Consider the following 22456-nt stretch of genomic DNA (forward strand, 5'->3'; position numbering starts at 1 on the left):
CTTCTGTCGTTGATGATGACTTGAATGATGCTAAGGTAGTGATGCCTTGAACCTTGATTTATAGCTGTGTCACTACTTTAATCATCTGTTAAGACAGCTTTTCAAGCATCGTTTGTGCTAGTAGGTTCACTTCTTGAATAAAAGCTATTTTCCACTATATAACAATTTAATCTAAAAAAATCTCATGTATTTCTTGACTCTCTATCAAAGTATGGATATACTTCTTGACTAAATATTCCCTGAATTTCTGGAGATTTATGGTTCACCAGCTCCTCATAATCTTGACGTACAGGGACTTTGTAATTTGCAGTGCGGGGTGTAATTTTCGGCAACCATGTTGTATGTATTGTATAACCAAAGTTTAGTGAAGGATGACTCAGTTTGCACAAAGGCCCCTGTGCCAAGCTTTGAGCATTGAAAATCCAAATCTCTTTACCGTGTTGGGAGACAACGGTACACACGATGTAACCGTCCGTTGAATCATTGTTGCTATTAGCAGTTGGCACAAATTGCGGTGAATTTATGATATGGCTGTCCCAATGTTTTTGGTCTTTGGTGACAAGAGGAAATTCATAGGAGTCCGCGATCGCCATCTTTTTTGTATCCAGCCTAAACAAGCAAGAGGGTCTGCCTTTGCCAGAGTCTGGAATATCCAGAAGTTGCTCCAGGGGTATTACCCGATACTTATAGTTTTTGTACAAATCAAAGATGAACTCAGTCAGTAATTCCTGCCAAAATCCAAAAGACTGCCAATAGATGTTTTCAATCTTCTCGGTTGACGTTCCGGAAGATTGGGTGTCGCGGTACGTGTAGAGTGATAGCCCCCAAGTACGTTTAGTATCAAAGATAACCTTTGACTCCAGAATTTCTGCTTTTTCAGCATCAATTACATAGCGTCCTAGACGACCGATATCCATTGCCCCAACTGATAGCATTCCTTCCAGATGAGGCGATGCAGGCTTGCCATCGTAGGCAGAATCATAACGCCGCACCCATTCTGAGACATCAGTAGCGCATTCGTGGGCGACATGAAGGGTAATTTGCCCATTGGGGTTGTCGTAGTCTACTAGAAAATGGGCAGCTTCGAGGGGAAGTACCACCTTTTGAGCAACAACTTCAACTTCTTTGTCATTATTATATGCTGGACGTTGTCCGGCTTTCAGGCGATCGCGTCGCACAATATATATACTCGTGTCCGGAAGTTGCGATCGCGTCAGCAACTTTCTCAACAGTCTTTCTGCTTGCTTACTCCCTGAAATCGGGTTATTCAAAATTTGTTCCATGCCAAATTTCAGGCAAGTATCCATCAGCACCACATAATCGCGACTCACCGCTATCTGGTGCATAGTTTGCTCAATTCGGACAGGTTTACCATCCGGCAAAACCAGCTTCCATCGTTCAAACTCACCAACCCCATTCCAGCGAATTAAATACACAAAATCCGCAATTCCGAATAGTTTCTCCAGCCAGCCTTGCAAAAATTGCCATATGCCCTGAGAAAATTGGGAGAATGAATCGAAGATTTTTTTGACAAAATCTTGTTTGTCAAAAAAGGAAGCGATCGCTTCCAGCAGTTCCTCCACTTCTTGCGGAAGTTTTTCCAATTCGTAAACCAACCCAATAGTTTCTAAAAAATTCGCTAACGACCTACCATAATTAACAGTAAACATCTCTTCAGTGCGGGCATCAAAACAAGGATGCGCCGTACTCAAAACAGGTTGGAAGGGAATATTCAGCTGCATCCCCGGACACCACTCTTTATTTGTCCCAACTGCCGTTACTACCTCAAGCGTCTCCAAGTCAATCTCATACGGACGACCCCCATCAAAAGTCACCAGCAAACGCTCATTTTCCTCACCAGACAATTTCATCGGCAGAAATGCGGTATTTAACTGATCCCGCATTCCCAGATGCAGAGAAAACCGCGCCATGCCATAATCGCGAAACTGATACTTGTCATAGCGGCTTCCAGGCCGAGTTGCTTTATCAGCGTAATAGCAAGGTGACTTAGCAATCCGTGTCTTCAACCACACTTCACCAGGCTTGTGAAAATCTAGGCGATAAATCATGCCATTGCCATTCCAAACATGGGTGCCGTCTGGATTTGGCAAACCCCCGGAATTGACAGAACCGACGGGTGCCACGATAAATACATGACCGTGGAGATCGTGCGGTAATTTTCCCTCAACCACCTGCAACGCCACATCCGTGAGTTCGCTAGCACTTGCCGTCATCATCCCCTCTGGGAAGGGAGGCAAACCGCCTAGGTTAATTGCTTCAGCCTGGTTTTGATTGGGTTCGTTCATATCGCGCCAAAACTCGCTATTTATAGAATTCCCAATCAACCATCAAATTTACCAGACGGCGGATCGGCATCCCAATTGTACTAACTCTACATTCCCACTTTAGACAGATGCGGAATTATTTTCAAATTCAGGGTAAATTTTCTCCTGAAACAGCTTCTCAATAAGGGGAGATTTCGTATCCTGCACCCGCTGATGATAATCTTCACACACCGAAATGTTGTAGCTAGATGAGCGGTTGCCAATATTTTGCAACCAAGTTGTGTGTACAGTCATGCCGATGTTTAATTGGGGATGGCTCAATTTACACAAGGGGCCTTGGCCTCCACGATTTAAGTCAGCAGCATCGAAAATCCAAATTTCGCTTTTGGCATCGCCGGAATTAACAACGCACACAATATAACCGTCCGTTGAACCACCGTCACCATTACGGCGGGGTACAAACTGAGCCGAGTTTCCAAAGTAGCCTGGAGGAAATTTGTAAGTGTCGCATATTTTCATCTGCTTAGTATCTACACGGCATAAATTAACAGGTATGCCTTGTTGAGTAACTTCCCGCACCTTCTCTATCGACACCTCCCGATATTGATAGTCTTTATACGTGTCGAAGGCATACTGTGATAGCAGTTCTTTCCAGCATCCCCAAGAGTTCCAGTAAATATTTTCAAACTGCGCTGTCGGCACAGTACCGCTGTAAGCATAAATCGCTGTTGCCCAAGTGTAATCAAAATTTGTGAGCAGAGATGACTCAACTAGCTTGCCACTTTCTCCATCAATTACATAACGTCCGAGATGGTTAACATCCATACCGCCAATTGACATTCCATAAGGCAGATTATCAGTGCCGCTGACAACAGATTGGTCATATTTGCGAATCCATTCCGACGGGTCCCAAGCGGTATTATGCGCTAAGTGCAGCGTAATTTGGTTGTTAGGATTTTCATAATCTGCCAAAAAGTGTGCTGCACCTCGCGGAATTACCACTTTCTTTGCCTTAACAGTTGAGTTTTGGGTATCGAGGTCAGAACGGCGCACAATATATATAGTGGTGTCAGGCGTTTCTGCATAGTCAAGATATTTTCTCAGCAGATTTTCTATTTGCGGATGCTTTGGCAAAGGACTTGTCAGCAGTTGCTCTGGGCCTAGTTTGAAAACTGTGTCCATCAGCACTACATAATCTTGAGTGACTGCTATTTGGTGCATACTTTGCTTAATTTTTACCGGAGTAGTGCTTTTTCCCTCATCTAGCACAACTTCCCATTTCTGCAATTCACTTTCACCATCCCAGCAAATTAAGTAGACAAAATCCTCCATCTTTCTTGCTGCTGGCAGCAAGATTTGTGCTACCTTTACAAGGTTGAGTATTTCCAGACAAAGTTCGTGAAAATTCTCAATTCCTTTCTCTAGTTCATATTTGAGAACTTGAATTAATTCATTCCAGATTTCCTCAAATCTTTTGGGAACATCTTTTTCGAGTAACAGAAGTTGCAGCAGCTCTCGAAAAATCTCAGAAAACTCTTCTATCTCTTTCTCTAATTGTTGGTTTAAAAAGACTTTCAGCACTTCTTTACCAAAATCATGAAAAATTTCTTCTCCCAACGGCAGCTTTGACTTCATCTCCACAAGCAGTTGAGTAGGTTGGGAAACTTTCGTCAGTCGGTCTTCTACAGCTTTTAAAAAATCTTCAAATTCTTGCAAAGGTTCTTCTATATCGTTAAAGAGTAGGGGAGATAAGGCAGTAGCAATTGACTTACCATAATTAACCGCGAATAGCTTTTGCGTGTTGGTGTCGAAGAAAGGGTGAGCGGCGGTTGTAACAATTCCAAAGGGAAGCGGTAGTTCAATTTGTTCGCGCCACTCTGAATTTTTGCCTACAGGCGTAACAACTTCCAGAGTTTTTGGATCAATCTCATAGGGTCTTCCAGCATCCCAAGTAATTAACAAACGCTCATTTTGACCGGGAAATTGCATGGGTAAGAATGCTGTATTTACCTCATTGCGAAAGCCAAGTGATGTTGACAACCGAGCCAGACCGTGATTATTAAACTTAAGCTCCTCATATTCCGTTCCAGGTACGCTGGCTTTGTCAGCATAAAAGCATGGGGTTTTAGCAATTCTTGTGGTCAACCGCACTTTTCTCTCGTCTTGAACTTTGTCAAAGTCGAGGCGGTAAATCATAGCATCGCCATTGAACAGTGGCGTACCGTCGCTGGATGGGTGGATTTGAAAAGTGCCGGGAACAGTGCTGTTAACAGAACCCGCTGGCCCAATAATGAAGGCGTAGCCGTACAGTTGTGGTAGTTCTCCTTCAATTGTCAGTTCCAGGTAACTCAACTCTTCCCGGCTGACTGTGAGAACTGATTTTGGGAAGGGTGCGGACAAAGATTCCGGTGTGTAATTATTGGTCATTGCTTTAGTTTTAAGTTGCTTCGTTTATATAGTTCCCAAATCAACCATCAAATCGCCTACCTCATTTTGAGGCGTGGAGAACTCGGTTGGTTTGCAAAATCCAAAATTACTATCCCAGCTATAGCGAAGAAAGGGCATATGCTAGAACAAGAGCGACATAGGCGAATTAGCGCAACAGAGCAGCCGCTAGACTAACTCCATCAGAAATTTTTTCGCCGCCGCAAAATCTAAAATCGATATAAGCTGTTCTGCAAACAGGATATCCTGATGTATTGGCACCAACAGCTAGGGAAGAAGCAGTGCTAGACCTTAAGCAGATACGGGAAAATCCACAAGACGTTCAAGAGCGACTGAATCATAAAGGCGCTCATCATGACATAAAGCCGATTTTGCAGCTAGACCAGCAGCAACGGGAACTCGAAGCGAAGCGAAGTCAGCTGCAAGCGCGGGGTAACGAAATTGGTAAATTAGTCGGGCAAAAAATTAAATCTGGCAGTGACCCCAACGGCGCAGAAATTCAAGCGCTGCGGGAAGAAGGCAACTCTGTCAAAGCTCAGATTGCCGAACTAGAGCCGCAAGAAAGAGAGCTGAAAGCCATAATAGAAGAACTTTTGTTAGCTCTCCCTAACTTACCCAGTCAGTCCACACCTATTGGTAAAAGTGAAGAAGAGAATGTAGAAGTACGCCGCTGGGGTGATGAATACCTGCCCCAAAACTCTAATATTCTGCCTCATGAGGAAATTGGCGAGAAACTGGGGATTCTCAACTTTGAGCGTGCTGTCAAAGTCGCTAAAAGCCGATTTGTAACTTTAATCGGTGCTGGGGCGGCACTGGAAAGAGCTTTGATTAGCTTCATGCTCGACCGACAAATCGCAGCAGGCTATGTGGAAGTTATTCCACCGTTTCTCATCAACAGCGAATCCCTCAAAGCTACAGGTCAACTACCCAAATTTGCTGAAGAAAGCTTCAAATGCGACCAGGATGATTTGTGGCTGGCACCCACAGCGGAAGTGCCAGTGACGAATCTCTATCGGGATGAAATCTTGGAAGCGTCCCAGCTACCCATTTATCACTGTGCTTATACTCCCTGTTTTCGTCGGGAAGCTGGTAGCTATGGGAGAGACACGCGGGGGTTAATTCGACTGCACCAGTTTAATAAAGTCGAGTTGGTGAAATTCGTCCATCCTGATACTTCACCAGCAGAGCATGAATCGCTCGTAAGGGACGCGGAGGCTATCTTGCAGGCGTTGCAGTTGCCTTATCGGGTGATAGAGTTATGCACTGGCGACCTGAGTTTTAGTGCGGCGAAGTGCTACGACTTGGAGGTGTGGTTGCCTTCTGCTGGAAAATACCGCGAGATTTCCAGCTGCTCGAATTTTGGGGATTTTCAGGCGCGACGCGGCAGTATCCGCTTTAGAGAAACTGGGAAGAAGGGAACCCAGTTTGTCCACACCTTAAATGGTTCAGGTTTGGCGATAGGGCGGACAATGGCGGCCATTCTGGAGAACTATCAACAACCAGATGGCACTGTCAGGATACCGGAAGTGCTGCAACCTTATCTGGGACGTGAGGTTCTGTGAAGAGAGCCAGGAGTTATGAGTTATTAATTTCTTACTCCTGACTCCTAGCTTTTGCAGCACCGTAGAATGAAGAAGTATGTAGTTAAGTTGAATAAATATAAGTATGCCAGTTTTCGCGGCGATCGCAGTCTTAGCGCTTTTGATAGTGGTACACGAGCTGGGTCATTTTATGGCAGCTCGTCTTCAGGGGATTCACGTTAATCGCTTCTCTCTGGGTTTTGGGCCGATTTTGTGGAAATACCAGGGAACGGAAACCGAGTATGCCGTCCGCGCTTTTCCTTTAGGCGGTTTTGTTGGTTTCCCGGATGATGACCCCGACAGCAATATTCCCCCCGAAGACCCCAATCTGCTACGCAACCGCCCCATCCTCGATAGAGCGATTGTCATCAGTGCTGGTGTTATCGCCAACTTAGTTTTTGCCTACTTGCTCCTTGTGACTCAACTCGGCTTTGTGGGCATTCCAGACTTTAACTACAAGCCTGGTGTTGTGGTTACTCCAGTCGCCTCAGATGTTACTTTGGCTGCACTCCAGGCTGGCATCAAAGCCGGAGATGTGGTTCTGTTGGCAGATGGTCAACCACTCAAAGCATCTAGGGAAGCCATCCCGACGCTGATGAAAGTGATTCAAGACCATCCCAACCAGCCCATTCCGCTGAGTATCGAGCGTCAGGGTCAAAATATATCTTTGACTGTGACACCAGAACCAGGCGCAGATGGAAAAGGTCGCATTGGTGTGAAACTGGCTCCTAACGGTACACCACTCCGTCGGCACTTGGATAATCCTGTGGAAATTTTCACTACAGCTGCCACAGAATTTCAACGAATCGTGACTTTAACAGTTCAGGGTTTTGGGCTGCTAATCAGTAACTTTGGCGAAACAGCTAATCAGGTCGCAGGCCCGGTTAAGATTGTGGAACTTGGGGCAAATATTGCCAAGTCAGATGCCGCAAATCTGTTTCAGTTTGCTGCACTAATCAGCATTAACCTGGCTATAATCAACATTTTGCCTTTACCCGCCCTGGATGGCGGTCAGCTGGCTTTTCTGTTGATTGAAGGCTTAAGGGGTAAGCCTTTGCCTACAAAAATCCAAGACGGCATTATGCAAACCGGATTGATGCTGCTATTGGGTTTAGGCATTTTCTTGATTGTGCGAGACACTTTTAACTTGGAGTCGGTACAAAGATTATTTCAGTGAGCATTACTCATAAATCGTCAAGCCAGCAGCAGCGGGCTTTGGAGATTCTAATTCGCCTGAAGCGACTGTATCCAGTTGCCCCCTGTACGCTGAACTACGAAACGCCAGTGCAGCTGTTGGTGGCAACTATTCTCTCGGCTCAGTGTACGGATGAGCGAGTAAATCAGGTAACACCAGCGTTATTTGCTCGGTTCCCTGATGCGATCGCTTTGGCAAACGCTGATATTATCGAGTTGGAAAATTTGATCCGTTCTACTGGTTTTTATCGCAACAAGGCGAAAAATATTCAAGGGGCAAGCCGCCTGATTGTGGAAAAATTTGGCGGACAGGTTCCAAAACGAATGGAATTGTTGCTGGAATTGCCAGGGGTGGCGCGTAAAACGGCTAATGTGGTTCTCGCTCATGCCTACGGTATTAATCAGGGCGTGACGGTGGATACTCATGTAAAGCGTCTCTCGCACCGCTTGGGTTTGACAGAACACACAGACCCAATTCGCATAGAGCGGGATTTGATGAGAATATTACCCCACTCTGAAGAATGGGAAAACTGGTCAATTCGTTTGGTTTACCACGGTCGGGCAATTTGTAAGGCTCGGAATCCTGAATGCGATGCTTGCGTTCTTGCCGATTTGTGTCCTTCTGCCAATGTGTCCCAGTCAAATTCTGAGCAGGTGAGCATCGTCACGGTTCCTCTTGCCATCTCTGAAGAACCCCTGCCTAACCCTCCCCGTTAACGGGGAGTGAACAAATTATTGATGTTTAGAATATAATGGAGAATGGTGTCTAAATCTGCGGAAGAATTGATTCATGGCTAAAAAAAGCATGATTGAGCGGGAGAAAAAACGCGAGCGGCTGGTAGAAAAGTATGCCGATAAGCGTGCAGCGTTGCAGGAAGAATTTGATAATGCAACCACCCAACAACAAAAGCTGGCAATTCATCGCGAAATCCAGCAATTACCTCGCAACAGTGCGCCCACCAGACTGCGGAACCGCTGCTGGGTAACTGGTCGTCCTAGAGGTGTGTATCGGGATTTCGGTCTGTCTCGGAACGTGATGCGGGAATGGGCGCACCAAGGCCTGTTACCTGGTGTGGTTAAGTCTAGCTGGTAGTCCTTAGTCCTTAGTCCTTAGTTGATTGTGTTTGACCAAGGACTAATGACTATTAACTATTGACCACAACAGCGGTCAATGCCAAGGCTGTCTAAAAGTAAGTCGCTGACGGCATTAGCGATCGCAAACTCGCTGTAGAAACTCTTAGAAAAGTCAAACGCCTGCATTTCTGTCAGGATAGCAATAACTAACGAACCCAGATCGTTTTCGCCTTCCATCCGTTGACGGACATAGATTTGGGACGCTCGGCGGGCTATTTCCTGATTGACAGGCTCTGGAATAAATTCTTGGTCAAGCCAAGTATGTAAAGATTTTTGCAGCCATTCGCCTTCCTGTTGGGCATTTTCGGCTGGTGGTAGTGTGATGGGTGGAATTGGTTCAGGCATTTTATCTATCAATTTTTGCGTATCAGCTTTTAAATTTCATCTGCCGATTTCACGATTTTAAAAGTGAAGGCAGTATTTTAAATATTAAGGTTGCACGCTGCTGTTTCGGGATATCTACAACCCTGTCGGGCTAAGTGCATGGAATTTGATATTTCCAACATTATCCAGGGGTATGCTCAAGGCTACTTTCTGATGGCGGATGACGATGATAACTTGGGGTGGTACTCTAGCCGTCAGCGGACGATGATACCCCTAGATGACCGATTCCGCTACCCAACGTCACTTAGGCGCGTCCTCAACCAGGAACGCTTCACTGTCGCTGTCAACCGGGATTTTGAAGCCGTTGTTGCTGGGTGTGCGGACAGGGAAACTACCTGGATTTCGCCTGAGTTAAAGAAGATTTACTGGAAATTATATCAAGCTGGTTGGGCTTATAGTTTTGAAACTTGGCAGGGAGATGAGTTGGCGGGGGGAATTTTAGGAATTGTCATCGGTGGTGCTTTTATTGGCGAGTCGATGTTTTTCCGAATTCCGGAGGGGTCGAAAGTGGCGATGGTCAAGTTGCAAGAAAGATTGCGATCGCGCCAGTTTGTTTTTTTCGATGCTCAAATGATGAATCCCCACTTGGAACGTTTTGGTGCTTATATAATTGACGATACAGATTACCAAATTTTGTTGCAGGAAGCGTTACAACGTCAGTGTTTTCTGATATAGCAATTCTTCAATGAACCGCCCAGATGCGACCGGGCGTAGAACAAGAGAATTTCATCAATGGATTAAAATTGCTATAGCTACAGATTAAACTTTTAATTTAATCATGAGCAACCTGAAAGTTCTCAAAGAGTTAAAATTCTGGGTATTAGCGATCGCAGCAGCTTTAATTACTCTTCATCTTCATTTGACTTGGAGAAGTGACAATACTGAACTGCTGAGTACAAGTTTCCTATTTTGGTTGGCTGTATCGTCCCTGCTTTGGAAAAAACGCGACGCTTTAAATCTAGAAAGTGGAGTTCTTTCTAGCTTTTTTGGTGCATCTTTGATTATTTTAGTGCTAATTAAGAGTCTGCATCTGTCTAATTCTGTTTCTTTTCTTCGCATCTCACCTTTCATTTCTCTACTAGGTTTATGCCTTCTTGCTTCTGGTTTGAAGGGATTGAAACAATATTGGCAGGAACTGTTATTGCTGGCTTTTCTAGCCATAGCTCAAGGATGGATATTATTAATTGGTGATATATCTATATTCACAGCTAAGTTTGCAGCTTTTGTTCTTTGGCTTTTGGGGTTTGAAGTATCTCGTCAGGGAGTCTTTATTATTCTACCCAAAGGTTCTATAGAGGTTTACTCTGGTTGTTCTGGTATAGGTTTAATACTCCAGCTTCTGGGACTAGCATTTATTATTTTAGTAATGATTCCTACTAATTTAAACAAAAAAATATTGCTGCCCGTTGTGGCTATTGTGCTGGGATTTGCGGTTAATGGGGTGCGAGTTGCCCTTATGGCTGTTTTAGTAGCATTATCTCATCAACAAGCTTTTGAATACTGGCATACAGGAGATGGCTCGCTAATATTTTCTACGAGTGCTGTATTAATTTTCGGATTATTCTGCCATTTTATGGTACTAAAAACTGTAAGGTTACAATCATGAACTGCTGGAAAAAAATTCGGATTTCCTTTTTAGCTACAACCTTTGGCGGTGTCTTGTTTGTGCTGGGAAAGTCGATTTTGTTTCCTAGTGTAAGCGATCGCATTCAACCCTCTTTGGTTTTTCCCGCAGCAGTTTCCTTACCGGAATGGCAGCCTTTACCAAGCAGCCCCCTAGTCGCTCAAATTGCTGAGTCGTCTGAATACATTTCTGGAAGGCATTATCGCTACATCCAGAATGGTTTTCCCCTGGATATAGAAATGCGATATTTAGTTAAGACTGATGGAAATGTCAGGCTTTATATCAATAAATATACAAATATACCATCGTCTCCCGATCGACCTCTACCAATTTTACGTCAACAGGATGGGATAGGTTTTTATAGCCTTTTTGTTCATCAAAAACGAGCTTATCTGAGTGCTTGCATTAATCCGCGTGGCGGTAGTACGGTGACAGATTATCAGTTTAGGCGCAACAGATATATCTACGATGTGCGGTTGAGCCGTTTTCTTCCCTGGTTGCTAGGTGAGGCAGATTTGCGGGATGTGCGTTGTCTTTGGGCGCATTTGTCGGTTCCTTTAAATAGTTCTTCTCCTGAAAAGGCTTATCAAGTTTTAGAAAAAACTTGGATTTCCTGGTATAAATTATGGAGTCCGCGGTTTTTTTGAAGGATTGATAATTGTTCAAGAGAAAATCAATTTTAAATAAACCACGTTGGCGTTCGCCAACGTGGTTTATTCCTCTTTACCAAAACCTGGAATTATTGCTTACTTTCCAATTTCTGCGATCGCTTCCAGGTAAAGTACATCCCCAGTAAGATAACTGCTAGAATGTTGCCTAAAATTTGGCTTGGTTCTGGTACTGGATCGCTGCCGGTATAAGTTGATTCGGCATCCATCCCTTCCGGTGTTTCTACTGGTACTTGCACCTTCTGAGTCTTTTTAGGATCAACTCGCACTTGTTCAGTGACAGCGACAAAAGCGGTGTATTTAGATAACAACCGATAATTCAGCGCTGTATCTGTAACAGCTTTGACCTTTATTGGGTTTTCATTGCCATAGATTTCATTCATCAAGTCTTTGATTCGGGCGCGTCCCCAAAGTTGCGCGATCGCATCATTCCCACCGCCCTCAAAATCAATCGGCAACTTCTTCTCATAGCGCTTACCACCAGCAGCAATGCCAGTAATTTTCAAAGTACCACGAGCGCGATCGCCTTTGCGTCCAAACAACACCAACGGCTGATTAGCATACAAATCCGGTGTTTTCAAAGGATAAATTTCTGGTGCTTTTCCAGAACCTTCCCAGCTAACTTCAATATTCGTCAGCACGGGATTATTAATATCTTGAAAGAACTTCTCAACTACTTTCTGCGCTGGTTCCTGGGGCGGTACAACTTCCGAAGTTCCCCGTCCTTCCTCAGCAATGCGGTCGATTAAAAAGCGATTAATTGAACTGCCAACACCAAAACTATAAAGCCGATTTCCCGGCTTCAAACGCTTTTTGACTTCTGCAATTACCTGCTCGTCGTCACCGATCAAACCATCAGAAATCATCACAACACTCCGCAGCCGCCCTTCTGGAGCCTCTGGGAAATTCAATACAGTTTGAATCCCGTTCAATAACTCACTACCGCCATTTGCATCCAAGCGATTGATATAATCTAGCGCTTTTTGTCGATTTTTCGGCGTATTTTGTAAGGGCGTGGAAGAAAGCTGAGTTGTGGAACTGGCAAAGTCAATAATCGTAAATGTATCGTTAGGATTTAACCCATTGATAAACCGCCGCATCAGTTCTTTAGATTGCTGAATTGGTTCGCCCGATTGCGACCCAGAGGTATCCATGAGAAATACCACATCTTTTGGTACAATCTCATTGCTTTGATACTGCACTGCTGGGATTAAATAACTGGCGAAGTGTCCGCCTCGTTCATCTGCATCAGTTAATACTGTGGACTGAGTTTCATTCCCGGCGACTTGATAGCGCAAAATCAAATCTTTGTTGGGAATTGCGTTTTGTTTGTTCAACTCAAGCCGCATTATCCGACCGTCTTTGGTGGCCAGCATTTGATGAGAAGGCGATCGCAAGTTACTAATTGGTACTCCCGCCTCAATTTCCACGGTCACGCCTATATCTTGTCCAGAACGGGTTCCTGCTGACAAGGTTGGCGGGTTAATTTTTGCGGCATCAGCAACCTGATTTCCGGGGACATAACGCGGCCCCACTACCATCGGAAAGACAAATTCATAATTGCCTTTTTCAAACTTCAGGCTTTCTGTATAGCGAATGGTGACATCAATTTTTTCCCCTGGTTTGATGTTAGCAAGAGACTGAGTAAATACATTATCTCGCTCTTGCTCTAATAAGCCAGCAGTTTTCCCTTGCTGCTTAGCTTGCTCGTAAATTTGTTTAGCTTCAGCGCGTTTTTTGATCTTGCCTCGGATGATGCGATCGCCTACTTTTATTTCCATATCATCCACCGCCGCTTCATCCGGAAGTGGAAACACATAAACCGCCTCTAAAGGATTATTAAAGGGATTTGTAAACGTCTGCGTCACCGACACCCGCGACACATTCCCGGAAACTTTCGCCATCACTTCCGTATGTGTTAGGGGAAAAGCCTGCTGCTGCCCATTTACCATGCCAAATAAACCGCCATCTGGAGGCTTAATTGCCACTGGATTTTCTGGGATAGAAACCTGCTGCGCCACAGGAGATACTAGATACCTCACTCCCACAAATCCAAACAGCAAAATTGCACCCGCCACCAGCCATTTTTTCTTAGACTTGTTAACAACTGGAAGCCGCCTCAAATTCAAATCTTGCAAAACTTCCGCTGCTGATTGATAGCGGTGCTTTGTCCCAGTTTTCAGCATTCTGTCGAGAATACTACCCAACTGTTTACTAACTGGCTTGGGTAAAAAATGCCGCCAAACCCAGGTATCTTCACTGGTATCGCTCAGATCAAAAGGCGGAATTTGAGTCAGCAAATGGATACAGGTAACGCCCAAACTATACAAATCGCTACCAAAAACGGCTTTACCTTTAGTTTGTTCGGGAGCCGTGTACGCCGCCGATCCAATTACTGTTCCTGTTCTGCCTAACATCGTCTCAGTGGCGTATTTTGCAGCACCAAAATCCACTAATACGAGATGGTTATCTTTACGGCGGCGAATAATGTTTTCCGGTTTAATGTCCCGGTGAATCATCTGATGGCTGTGGACGAACTGCAAGACGGGTAATAAACTTTGCAGTAATTGCCGAATTTCTGTTTCGTTAAAAGCTCCTTTTTGGGCAAGTTCTTGAGCTAAGTTTTGCCCATCAATAAATTCTTGTACTAGATATTGATGGTCATCTTGCTCAAAATATTCCAGTAACTGGGGAATTTGCTGATGTTTACCTAATAACTCTAGACGAGTTGCTTCTTCGCGAAATAACTCTGCTGCTTTTTTCCGATTGTTAGTACCTTGTTGTTGAGGAAAAAATTGCTTAATTACGCAACGTGCTTTGGATGATTTAGACTCATCGGTAGCCAGAAAAGTTCTGCCAAAGCCACCTTGTCCAATTGGTTTTATAGCTCGATAACGATCTTGTAGCACTAGCTTTGCACCGCAACTAGAGCAGATAATTGCATCACCAGAATTTTCTGGCTGCTTACAATTAGAATTCAGGCAGTAGCACCGATGCTGATTGTGGGCTGTACTTTTTTGAGGCGGGAAGGTTGTCATAGCAGCCTTTTTTGAAAACTGTTCACGCCATTCTAGCCGTTTCGTTTCTATAATTAGGGCGAATAATTAGCCCAAAACCCGCCCACAGTGGGAGTTTTAAGAAAATAAAATGTTTATTTTCTTGCAAGTAAAGTCTTTTGAGGGTGGGAAAACCAGCACGAAACGTTGGGTTTCGTTACCACTCTACTAGCTAACATCCAGTCCACCTGGCTAGGGACATGGCAATGCCATGTCCCTACAGATGTATCGCACCTAACCCTTGAATTGTTGTTATATAAACTTCCCCCTTTCCTCCTCCGGTCGCGCCTTGGGCGGAAGGTTTAAAAGGTAGCTTTCATAACTCAAATAAAATTGTTATAGCTATATGGATTTGTGCAGGAAAATCCCCATTAAAAAAGACAAAAGGCAAAGAATTCTTTGCCTTTTGCATGAGAGTCTTTTTTCAGACTTAATAACGAAAATGCTTTTTACGTCTTCTGGCGATCGCTTTGCGCTTGCGTTTTTCCAGGGGAGTCTCAAAGTGACGCTGGCGTTTTATATCTGGAAAAATTCCAGCTTTAGAGACTTGACGCTTAAATCGGCGCAGGGCTGACTCAATGTTTTCATTTTCGCCTACAACTACTTGGGTCATCCTGTCTTCTCCTAAAATTGGCTTAATTGCTGGATAGTAAGGAGCAATAAGCTTTAATATCCAGCAATTATGAGTAACTTGATTGCCTTAGCGGAATAGCTTTATTAGCGTCGGTAGCCGCCGCCACCGCCGCCGCCGCCTCTGCTGTTGCCGCCCCAGCCACCGCCGCCAGAACGACCACCACCACCGCCACCACCTTTATTATCCTCGCGGGGCTTGGCTTTGTTTACTTTCAGATCCCGTCCCATCCACTCAGCTCCATCAAGAGCTTCAATAGCAGCGTTCTCTTCAGCTTCGGTTGACATTTCTACAAAACCAAAACCACGCATCCGACCAGTTTCGCGATCGGTTGGTAGCTGAACCCGCTTAACAGTGCCGTACTCAGCAAATACGTTGCTGAGGTCTTCTTGCGTAACTTGGTAGGATAAGTTGCCTACATAGATAGACATTGGATATCTCCAGAATCAGATGTGTAGAAAGTTAATCCGGAGAAACGCCTGTCAATAGAAATAACAAACATACAGCCGAATTTAAGTCTTCTGGAAAATTTTAGCACAAAATTTCGTTCATAGACACGGGCATAACTCTGAGTTTTTACCAAAGTTCATAACTTTTTATATTTGCTGGGATACCAACAAAGGAGCTGCTTGCAGTAAGGTCTGAGTATAGGGGTGCTGGGGGTTAGTAAAAATGTCTTCGGTGGAACCAAGTTCGACAATGCAACCGCTATTCATAACGGCGATGCGATCGCACAAAAATCTTGCTACCGAGAGGTCGTGAGTGATAAATAAATACGTGAGATCGAAGTCGCGCTTTAACTCCAACATTAGGGCAAGCACCTGCGACTGAACGCTGGCATCTAGCATACTCACAGGCTCATCACAAATTAGCAGTTTCGGGCGGGTAATCAAAGCCCGAGCGATCGCTACCCGTTGCTGCTGTCCGCCAGACAAATCCGATGGATAACGCTGATAATACTCAGTTGTAGGAGTCAATCCCACCCTCTCAAGCATCTGCATCACCTGCGCTTTTGCCTCATCAGGGGTAGCCAGCTTGTGGATAAACAGGGGATCGGCAATACTTTGTCCCACCGTCATCAACGGATTCAAGCAAGCATGGGGGTCTTGAAACACCATTTGCATTTCCCGCCGCGTTGCCCTTACACTCTCTTGAGACATCTGGGTTAAATTTTTCCCCAAAAACTCAACTTTTCCTCCAGTAGGGCGAATTAGCTGCAAAATAGTCCGGGACAACGTACTTTTCCCGCATCCAGATTCCCCCACCAAGCCGAGAATTTCCCCAGGATAAAGCGCTAAGTTGATCCCATCCACCGCTTTGATAACCGGGACTTCCTTAGAAAACATCTGGGTAAAAAAATTGCTTTCTAAAGTGTAGTGCTGCTGCAAATCTGTAAGTTGCAAAATCGGGACTTGGGACTGGGGAAGAGGGACTGGGGATTGGGGGGATAAGGCTTTTTCTCCCAATCCTACCGTCCCACTCTCTCCCTCTTTTGCCCTGAGGTGCAGAGCTGCGGCTAGGAGCGATCGCGTATATTCATGTTGTGGTCTGCTAAAAATAGACTTAGCAGCACCACTTTCTACCATTTTGCCACCATACATTACGGCAATGCGATCGCAATATTCGCCCACCATTGCCAAATCGTGAGAAATCAGCAATAACGCCATTTCCCGCTCGTTGCACAGGCGCGTCAGTTCCTGTAGAATCTGCGCTGCTACGGTGACATCTAAGCTGGTCGTGGGTTCGTCTGCCACAATTAACTTAGGATTGAGAAGCAAAGCCAGAGCGATCGCTACCCGTTGCCGCATTCCGCCGCTAAACTCATGGGGATACTGCGACCATCGGCTGGCTGGTATCTTCACCGCCTCTAAAGTAGACAGCGCCTTTTCCTTCGCCTGTCGCTGCGACAGTTGCGGTTGATGCGCTTTGAGAGTTTCTACACAGTGTTTCCCAATCGTCATTAGGGGATCAAGGCGCGTCATCGGATCTTGAAATATCAGCGCCACCGCTTCCCCTCGAAACCGCCGCAACTGAGGTGGAGTTAGATCAAAAACCGACTGTCCAGCAAACGTCACCCGTCCCTCAATCCGAGTCGAGGCTGGTAACAAGCGCATTGCAGCTCGTCCCAGTGTTGATTTACCGCAACCCGATTCTCCCACCAAACCGAGTCTTTCTCCTGGTTCCAGGGTGAAAGAAACATCATCCACAGCCCAACTAGGCATTGAATCAGATCGGCGGCTGGGATAGGCGACTCGCAAATTTTCTACACAAAACAGGGATTCACTCATTGGGGGCTGGGGACTGGGGACTGGGGACTGGGGATTGGGGGCTGGGGACTGGGGACTGGGGACTGGGTGAAAAATCTTCAAGGGTTCCCAATCCCTAATCCCCAATCCCCCTTCCCATTATTTACTAACTCCTACTTGCCGCATTAGATAGGCTACACCAAAATCTCCGTTAGGATGTTTTGCTAGAGCTTCAGCTAGTTCAAAGATCCGCGATGCCAAGTCCGGGCCTAGTTTCTCGATTGTGGCTTCGCGTTCTTTATCAACCTGCTGCCGTTCCCGCACCCGCGTTTGCCATTCGCTGGAAAATAGCTGCTCAATTGTAGTATGCAGCCCTAGTTTAGATAGCACATCCCACTCACCCTTGTCGCACCAAATCCCAGAACAATTTAAACAGCGTTCCAGATAAAACGCTGTCTTCAGATTCACCTTGGCGCGGGAAAGATAGCGGCTGCACTCCGGACACAGCGCCGCTTTCATATCGTAGGGAGACTGCACAAAATTCACATCCAGGGTTTGCCAGAGCAATTCAGGATCTACGGGTGTCACTTGCGATTGCTTACTCTGCCATGCCTCATATTCTACAGAGGGAATCCAGGTTCCCTTGCACTCGTGGCACTGCTTTACAGGTAAATTTCCCTCCAGCGTACCGTCGAGTAGTTGTACATTCTTACATTTGGGACAGTTCACCAGTTCTTTTCCCCTCCCAGTTCAATTTTTTTATTAATTTACTGGTTTGTGGTGACATCTTGCACTTCCACAAGGCAGCTATTTTTCTTGTCCCATTGAAAAAAAACTGCCAAATCGTCTATCTTAATTCTTGCTTCTCTTCTCTCACACGGAGATCAGGGCAGCTATTCGCTTTTTGCTTGCAGGAGTGCTTCGCAGTAGCTTATCAGAGTAGAGACGCGATCGCTCATCGCATTTTTCCTCTTAAGGACAGTTGCTGAGTTGCCAGAAGTCTGCAAAAACATCGCATCCATCTCTAGAAGTCGTTGCGATCGCACTATTTCTGTCTGGAAAGACTGCCACCGAGGAAACGTTTCGGACGTTAACTCATCGCCGCGAAAAATGGCGACATTTTGGGCATAAACTTGTTTTAATGCTTGAAATCTCTCATTTACCAGTCTTGGCTCTTGATTATCAGCCCTCACTGCTTGCAGCAGCAGCTCTAAAGCTATTGCAAATTTCTCATAGCCTTGGCGGTAAGATTGGGGCAACATTGTCACTTAGTTCCGCTAGAATCAATGTAAAGAATTTTGTCTATTCCTGAAAGGCGAGAGGTGAACATCAGGTAACTGGTGTAGGCTTGTGACCTTCAAGCAAGTTTGATATCGGCGCAAGAGCAATAAGCAAAAAGCGTAGAAGTGGTGACAAAATGCGATCGCTTCCTCCGGCTTTCCCATAGCATCTCTCTTGTTCTGACAATATTCTTACCATCGAGCCTTGCTGAATAAAAATCCAAAATTCCAATATACTAGGGACTTTTTAACGCAGCCCCTAGGATTTTTGTCACCCATCCGCTACTGACTCGCTATTTTTACTCTTTATGATCCTTGACAGTATGAACACCAAAACTCAGACTCCTACTACCATTAACTGCGTTATTCCTGACTGGCTACAGGAATGTTTGCTCTCCGGACAGAACGACAGTCAAAAAAACACCTCATTGGCAACCTCCGAAGGTGCGGGTGGCAAACCCTCTCCTACATTAGCCGATGCAGATTTGATTTGTCGCGCATTTGAATTTGCTTATTCCCTGCACGAAGGACAGACTCGCAAATCTGGAGAACCCTACATTTGCCACCCCGTCGCCGTTGCCGGACTTTTGCGCGACCTTGGCGGCGGCAGTGCTATGATTGCTGCCGGCTTCCTGCACGATGTAGTCGAAGATACAGAAATCACAATCGAAGAAATAGAACAGCGCTTTGGCGCAGAAGTGAGTCATCTGGTAGAAGGTGTTACCAAGCTTTCTAAATTTTCCGAAACCTTCTCCAGCAAGACAGAACGCCAAGCCGAGAACTTCCGCCGAATGTTTCTGGCAATGGCGCAGGACATTCGGGTAATTGTAGTCAAACTAGCAGACCGACTGCACAATATGCGGACGCTAGAACACCTACCGGATCATAAACGGCGGCGAATTGCCTTAGAAACGCGAGAAATCTTTGCACCCCTGGCAAATCGCCTCGGTATCGGGCGCTTTAAGTGGGAACTGGAAGATTTAACTTTCAAGTATCTCGAACCCGAAGCCTACCGCCAAATGCAAGATTTAGTGGCGGAAAAACGGGTAGACAGAGAAATCAGATTGGCAAACGTGGTAGAAATTCTGCGTCAGGGACTCGCCTCCTCTGGCATCAACTACTTTGATATCAGCGGACGACCCAAGCATTTATATGGGATTTACCAGAAGATGCGGCGGCAGCAGAAAGAATTTCATGAAATTTACGATTTAGCAGCGATTCGCCTAATTGTCGAGACGAATGAAGAATGCTATCGGGCTTTGGCAGTAATTCACGATGCCTTTCGACCGATTCCCGGTCGCTTTAAAGACTACATTGGTTTACCCAAACCGAACCGCTACCAGTCACTGCATACGGTTGTTGTGGGAATAACAGGTCGTCCCCTAGAGGTGCAAATCCGTACTTTGGAAATGCACCATGTGGCAGAGTATGGCATTGCAGCCCACTGGAAATATAAGGAAACCGGGAGTTCTAGCCGGACTAAGATGACGGCGGTAGATGAGAAGTTCACCTGGTTGCGGCAGTTACTGGAATGGCAAAGCGACCTGAAAGATGCCCAGGAATACCTGGAAAACGTTAAAGACAATTTATTTGACGACGATGTTTATGTGTTTACACCCCAAGGGGATGTAGTGCCTTTGACTGGGGGCAGCACTCCGGTTGATTTTGCTTACCGAATTCACACAGAAGTAGGAAATCACTGCACTGGTGCGCGGGTAAATGGGCGGATGGTGACGCTAGATACGCCGCTGAAGAATGGGGATATTGTGGAGATTATCACCAGAGAAAACAGCCGTCCTAGTTTGGACTGGCTGAAGTTTGTGGTGACAACTGGGGCAAAAAATCGGATTCGGCAATGGTATAAGCGATCGCATCGTGACGAAAACATCGCCCGCGGCCGGGAACTGCTAGAAAAAGAAATGGGTAAAAGTGGCTTTGAAGCATTGCTGAAATCTACACCAATGCAAGCAGTAGCTGAGCGATGTAACTACCACAGCGTCGATGATTTACTTGCTGCATTGGGTTACGGCGAAGTCACCCTGAGTTTGGTGGTAAATCGCATCCGCGAAGCCGTCAAAGCAACTCAGCCACAATTGGCTGCCCCGGTAGAAATGCGGGATCTCGCATCTGTACAAATGCCGACACCGACACGCTCTGTTCCTACTAATACCAATAAATCCCCGATTGCTGGTGTGGAAGGATTACTTTATCACCGCGCTGGGTGCTGCGCGCCTCTGCCTGGTGAAGCGATTATCGGTGTAGTTACACGCGATCGCGGCATTTCCATTCATCGACAAGGGTGCAACAATGTGGTTAACGTAGCGGGCGATCGCGTAGTCCCCGTCAGCTGGAACCCCATAAACACAGCAGCAGGTCGTCCCGAAACATACTCTGTCAACATTCAAATAGAAGTGCTTGACCGCGTGGGAATATTTAACGATATCCTGTCGCGTTTGAGCGATGACCAGATTAATGTACGCGGTGCAACAGTGAAAACATCCGAAGGACGACCAGCGGTAATTGACCTGTGCATCGATGTTCGCGGCTGCGACCAACTTGAGCGCTGCTTTACCCAAATTCGCCAAATCAGCGATGTTCTCAATATGCGTCGCCTGGGACAGGGATGTGATTAGTCAGTTGTCAGTTGTCAATAACTGATGACTAACAAACCCAATCTGTAACTTTTCTTGAATATCTGCGTCCCGCCTGTTTGATGATGGCAGGCGGGATACCCGTCCTATGGTAATTCAAGAATTGCCCATCCCGTTAATAACTAATGACTAAGGACTGATGACTAACAACTAATAACTAATGACTAATGGCTAATAACTAAGAACTAAAAACTAAGATTATGAAACGTTCTGCCTGTCTCATCTTTAATCCAGTTGCAGGTCAAAGCGACCCTGACCGAGATTTGGCACAAATTCGAGCGCTTTTAGATCCAGAAATTGACCTGGATATATATCTGACGACACCAGACATTGATGCGACTCGACTGGCAAAAGAAGCCATTGAACGAGGTGCTAGTAGCATCATTGCTTCTGGCGGTGACGGTACCCTCTCAGCCACCGCCGGAGCTTTGGTGGGAACCAATATTCCGCTGGGCATCATTTCGCGGGGTACTGCCAACGCCTTCGCCTCTGCAATGGGAATTCCCGACAGCATAGATGCCGCCTGCGAAACGATTTTGGGAGGGATAACCAGGGTAGTAGATGCCGCCTACTGTAACGGTAAACCAATGGTTTTACTAGCTGGGATTGGTTTCGAGGCGGAAATGGTGGAACGGGCGGACAGGGAAACTAAAAATCGCTTTGGTATATTAGCTTATGTCTTGGCCGGAGTCCAACAACTGCGGGATTTCGACAAGTTTGAGGTTGAAATTGAGACAGAAGACAAAATCATTAAACTTGCAGCGGCGGCGGTGACAGTTGCCAACGCCGCACCACCCACATCAGTTTTGGCGCAAGGGCCAGCTGGTCTAATTGTGGATGATGGGTTGCTAGATTTAACAGTAGTGGCACCAGTAAACAGGGCGGGAGCGATCGCAGCTTCCTATCACCTACTCCAAACTGCCTTAAGTGGCAATGCCTCCGAGAGAGAAGACATCGGTTATCTACGCGCTAGACGAATTCAGGTACGAACCGACCCCCCCCAGAAAGTCGTTCTGGATGGGGAAATTATTGGCACAACTCCCGTTGACATTGAGTGCGTTCCCGGCGGCTTAACCCTCCTGGTGCCTCAAGTCGAAGAAGCCCAACAACAAGAAAAACTCGAAGGCTTACCCAGTCTCACAATTGAGCCTAAGCAGAACTCAACCCTGTCTGAGGAAGTTTGACGGGAGAAATAAAGAGCTGATCGACGTGAATGAAATTTAACCTTCCTGTTTGGGAATCATAGATTGTAAGACCTCTTCCTAGAGAAGAGGTCTT

General features: G+C 45.8%; 19 protein-coding genes. 9 read left to right on the forward strand and 10 right to left on the reverse strand.

What is annotated here, in order from left to right:
- Positions 1 to 182 precede the first annotated feature (182 nt).
- Together H6F74_RS13100 and H6F74_RS13105 are read right to left on the reverse strand one after the other, a co-directional pair.
- Entirely contained in the window at positions 183 to 2306 is a 2124-nt protein-coding gene (locus H6F74_RS13100; protein ID WP_190441670.1) for a carotenoid oxygenase family protein, read from the reverse strand.
- Positions 2307 to 2405: 99 nt separating this feature from the next.
- A complete protein-coding gene (locus H6F74_RS13105) occupies positions 2406 to 4712 on the reverse strand; it encodes a carotenoid oxygenase family protein (protein WP_190441672.1) in 2307 nt (768 codons plus the stop codon).
- A gap of 299 nt (positions 4713 to 5011) precedes the next feature.
- On the opposite strand from H6F74_RS13105, the gene serS reads away from it, so the two are divergent.
- The 4 genes from serS (at position 5012) to rpsN (ending at position 8597) form a co-directional block, all read left to right on the forward strand.
- Complete coding sequence (gene serS, locus H6F74_RS13110; RefSeq protein ID WP_190441795.1) at positions 5012 to 6292, forward strand: serine--tRNA ligase; 1281 nt, start codon at positions 5012 to 5014, stop codon at positions 6290 to 6292.
- A gap of 103 nt (positions 6293 to 6395) precedes the next feature.
- Positions 6396 to 7487 (forward strand): RIP metalloprotease RseP, encoded by a 1092-nt coding sequence (gene rseP, locus H6F74_RS13115; protein WP_190441674.1) that lies wholly within the window; start codon positions 6396 to 6398, stop codon positions 7485 to 7487.
- Positions 7484 to 8221 (forward strand): endonuclease III, encoded by a 738-nt coding sequence (gene nth / locus H6F74_RS13120; protein WP_190441675.1) that lies wholly within the window; start codon positions 7484 to 7486, stop codon positions 8219 to 8221. The genes rseP and nth overlap by 4 nt, the downstream gene beginning before the upstream one ends.
- 73 nt (positions 8222 to 8294) lie before the next feature.
- Positions 8295 to 8597: a 30S ribosomal protein S14 gene (gene rpsN / locus H6F74_RS13125; protein WP_190441684.1), complete on the forward strand. Its 303-nt coding sequence runs from the start codon at positions 8295 to 8297 to the stop codon at positions 8595 to 8597.
- A gap of 56 nt (positions 8598 to 8653) precedes the next feature.
- Here rpsN and H6F74_RS13130 read toward each other — a convergent pair whose 3' ends face one another.
- Positions 8654 to 8983 (reverse strand): hypothetical protein, encoded by a 330-nt coding sequence (locus H6F74_RS13130; protein WP_190422645.1) that lies wholly within the window; start codon positions 8981 to 8983, stop codon positions 8654 to 8656.
- Positions 8984 to 9121: 138 nt separating this feature from the next.
- Here H6F74_RS13130 and aat point away from each other — a divergent pair, with 138 nt between their 5' ends.
- From aat to H6F74_RS13145, 3 genes are all read left to right on the forward strand, one after another.
- Positions 9122 to 9697, forward strand: coding sequence for a leucyl/phenylalanyl-tRNA--protein transferase (aat, locus tag H6F74_RS13135; RefSeq protein WP_190441686.1), 576 nt, complete (start codon positions 9122 to 9124; stop codon positions 9695 to 9697).
- A gap of 103 nt (positions 9698 to 9800) precedes the next feature.
- Entirely contained in the window at positions 9801 to 10628 is an 828-nt protein-coding gene (gene crtA / locus H6F74_RS13140) for a cyanoexosortase A (protein WP_190441689.1), read from the forward strand.
- Positions 10625 to 11293, forward strand: coding sequence for a cyanoexosortase A system-associated protein (locus H6F74_RS13145; RefSeq protein ID WP_190441691.1), 669 nt, complete (start codon positions 10625 to 10627; stop codon positions 11291 to 11293). The genes crtA and H6F74_RS13145 overlap by 4 nt, the downstream gene beginning before the upstream one ends.
- Before the next feature lie 92 nt (positions 11294 to 11385).
- On the opposite strand, the gene H6F74_RS13150 is transcribed toward H6F74_RS13145, so the two are convergent.
- From H6F74_RS13150 to H6F74_RS13180, 7 genes are all read right to left on the reverse strand, one after another.
- A complete protein-coding gene (locus tag H6F74_RS13150; RefSeq protein WP_190441693.1) occupies positions 11386 to 14352 on the reverse strand; it encodes a VIT domain-containing protein in 2967 nt (988 codons plus the stop codon).
- A gap of 448 nt (positions 14353 to 14800) precedes the next feature.
- On the reverse strand, positions 14801 to 14983 hold the full coding sequence (rpsU, locus tag H6F74_RS13155) for a 30S ribosomal protein S21 (protein WP_190422635.1): 183 nt from the start codon (positions 14981 to 14983) through the stop codon (positions 14801 to 14803).
- Between the two features lie 104 nt (positions 14984 to 15087).
- On the reverse strand, positions 15088 to 15432 hold the full coding sequence (locus tag H6F74_RS13160) for an RNA-binding protein (RefSeq protein ID WP_190441695.1): 345 nt from the start codon (positions 15430 to 15432) through the stop codon (positions 15088 to 15090).
- Between the two features lie 165 nt (positions 15433 to 15597).
- A complete protein-coding gene (locus tag H6F74_RS13165) occupies positions 15598 to 17289 on the reverse strand; it encodes an ABC transporter ATP-binding protein (RefSeq protein ID WP_190441797.1) in 1692 nt (563 codons plus the stop codon).
- 117 nt (positions 17290 to 17406) lie between these two features.
- Entirely contained in the window at positions 17407 to 17976 is a 570-nt protein-coding gene (locus H6F74_RS13170) for a zf-TFIIB domain-containing protein (RefSeq protein WP_190441697.1), read from the reverse strand.
- 164 nt (positions 17977 to 18140) lie between these two features.
- Positions 18141 to 18509 carry a heterocyst frequency control protein PatD gene (gene patD / locus H6F74_RS13175; protein ID WP_190441698.1) on the reverse strand — a complete coding sequence of 123 codons (369 nt, stop codon included), beginning with the start codon at positions 18507 to 18509 and terminating at the stop codon, positions 18141 to 18143.
- A 67-nt stretch (positions 18510 to 18576) separates the two neighbouring features.
- The gene (locus tag H6F74_RS13180) at positions 18577 to 18726 is read right to left on the reverse strand and encodes a hypothetical protein (RefSeq protein ID WP_190441700.1); all 150 of its coding nucleotides are present in this window, start codon (positions 18724 to 18726) and stop codon (positions 18577 to 18579) included.
- A 124-nt stretch (positions 18727 to 18850) separates the two neighbouring features.
- Here H6F74_RS13180 and H6F74_RS13185 point away from each other — a divergent pair, with 124 nt between their 5' ends.
- A complete protein-coding gene (locus H6F74_RS13185; protein WP_190441701.1) occupies positions 18851 to 21160 on the forward strand; it encodes a bifunctional (p)ppGpp synthetase/guanosine-3',5'-bis(diphosphate) 3'-pyrophosphohydrolase in 2310 nt (769 codons plus the stop codon).
- Positions 21161 to 21378: 218 nt separating this feature from the next.
- Positions 21379 to 22362 (forward strand): YegS/Rv2252/BmrU family lipid kinase, encoded by a 984-nt coding sequence (locus tag H6F74_RS13190; protein ID WP_190441710.1) that lies wholly within the window; start codon positions 21379 to 21381, stop codon positions 22360 to 22362.
- Positions 22363 to 22456 lie beyond the last annotated feature (94 nt).

The sequence above is a fragment of the Trichocoleus sp. FACHB-90 genome (assembly GCF_014695505.1).
In the GTDB taxonomy this organism is placed as follows: domain Bacteria; phylum Cyanobacteriota; class Cyanobacteriia; order Cyanobacteriales; family FACHB-T130; genus Funiculus; species Funiculus sociatus.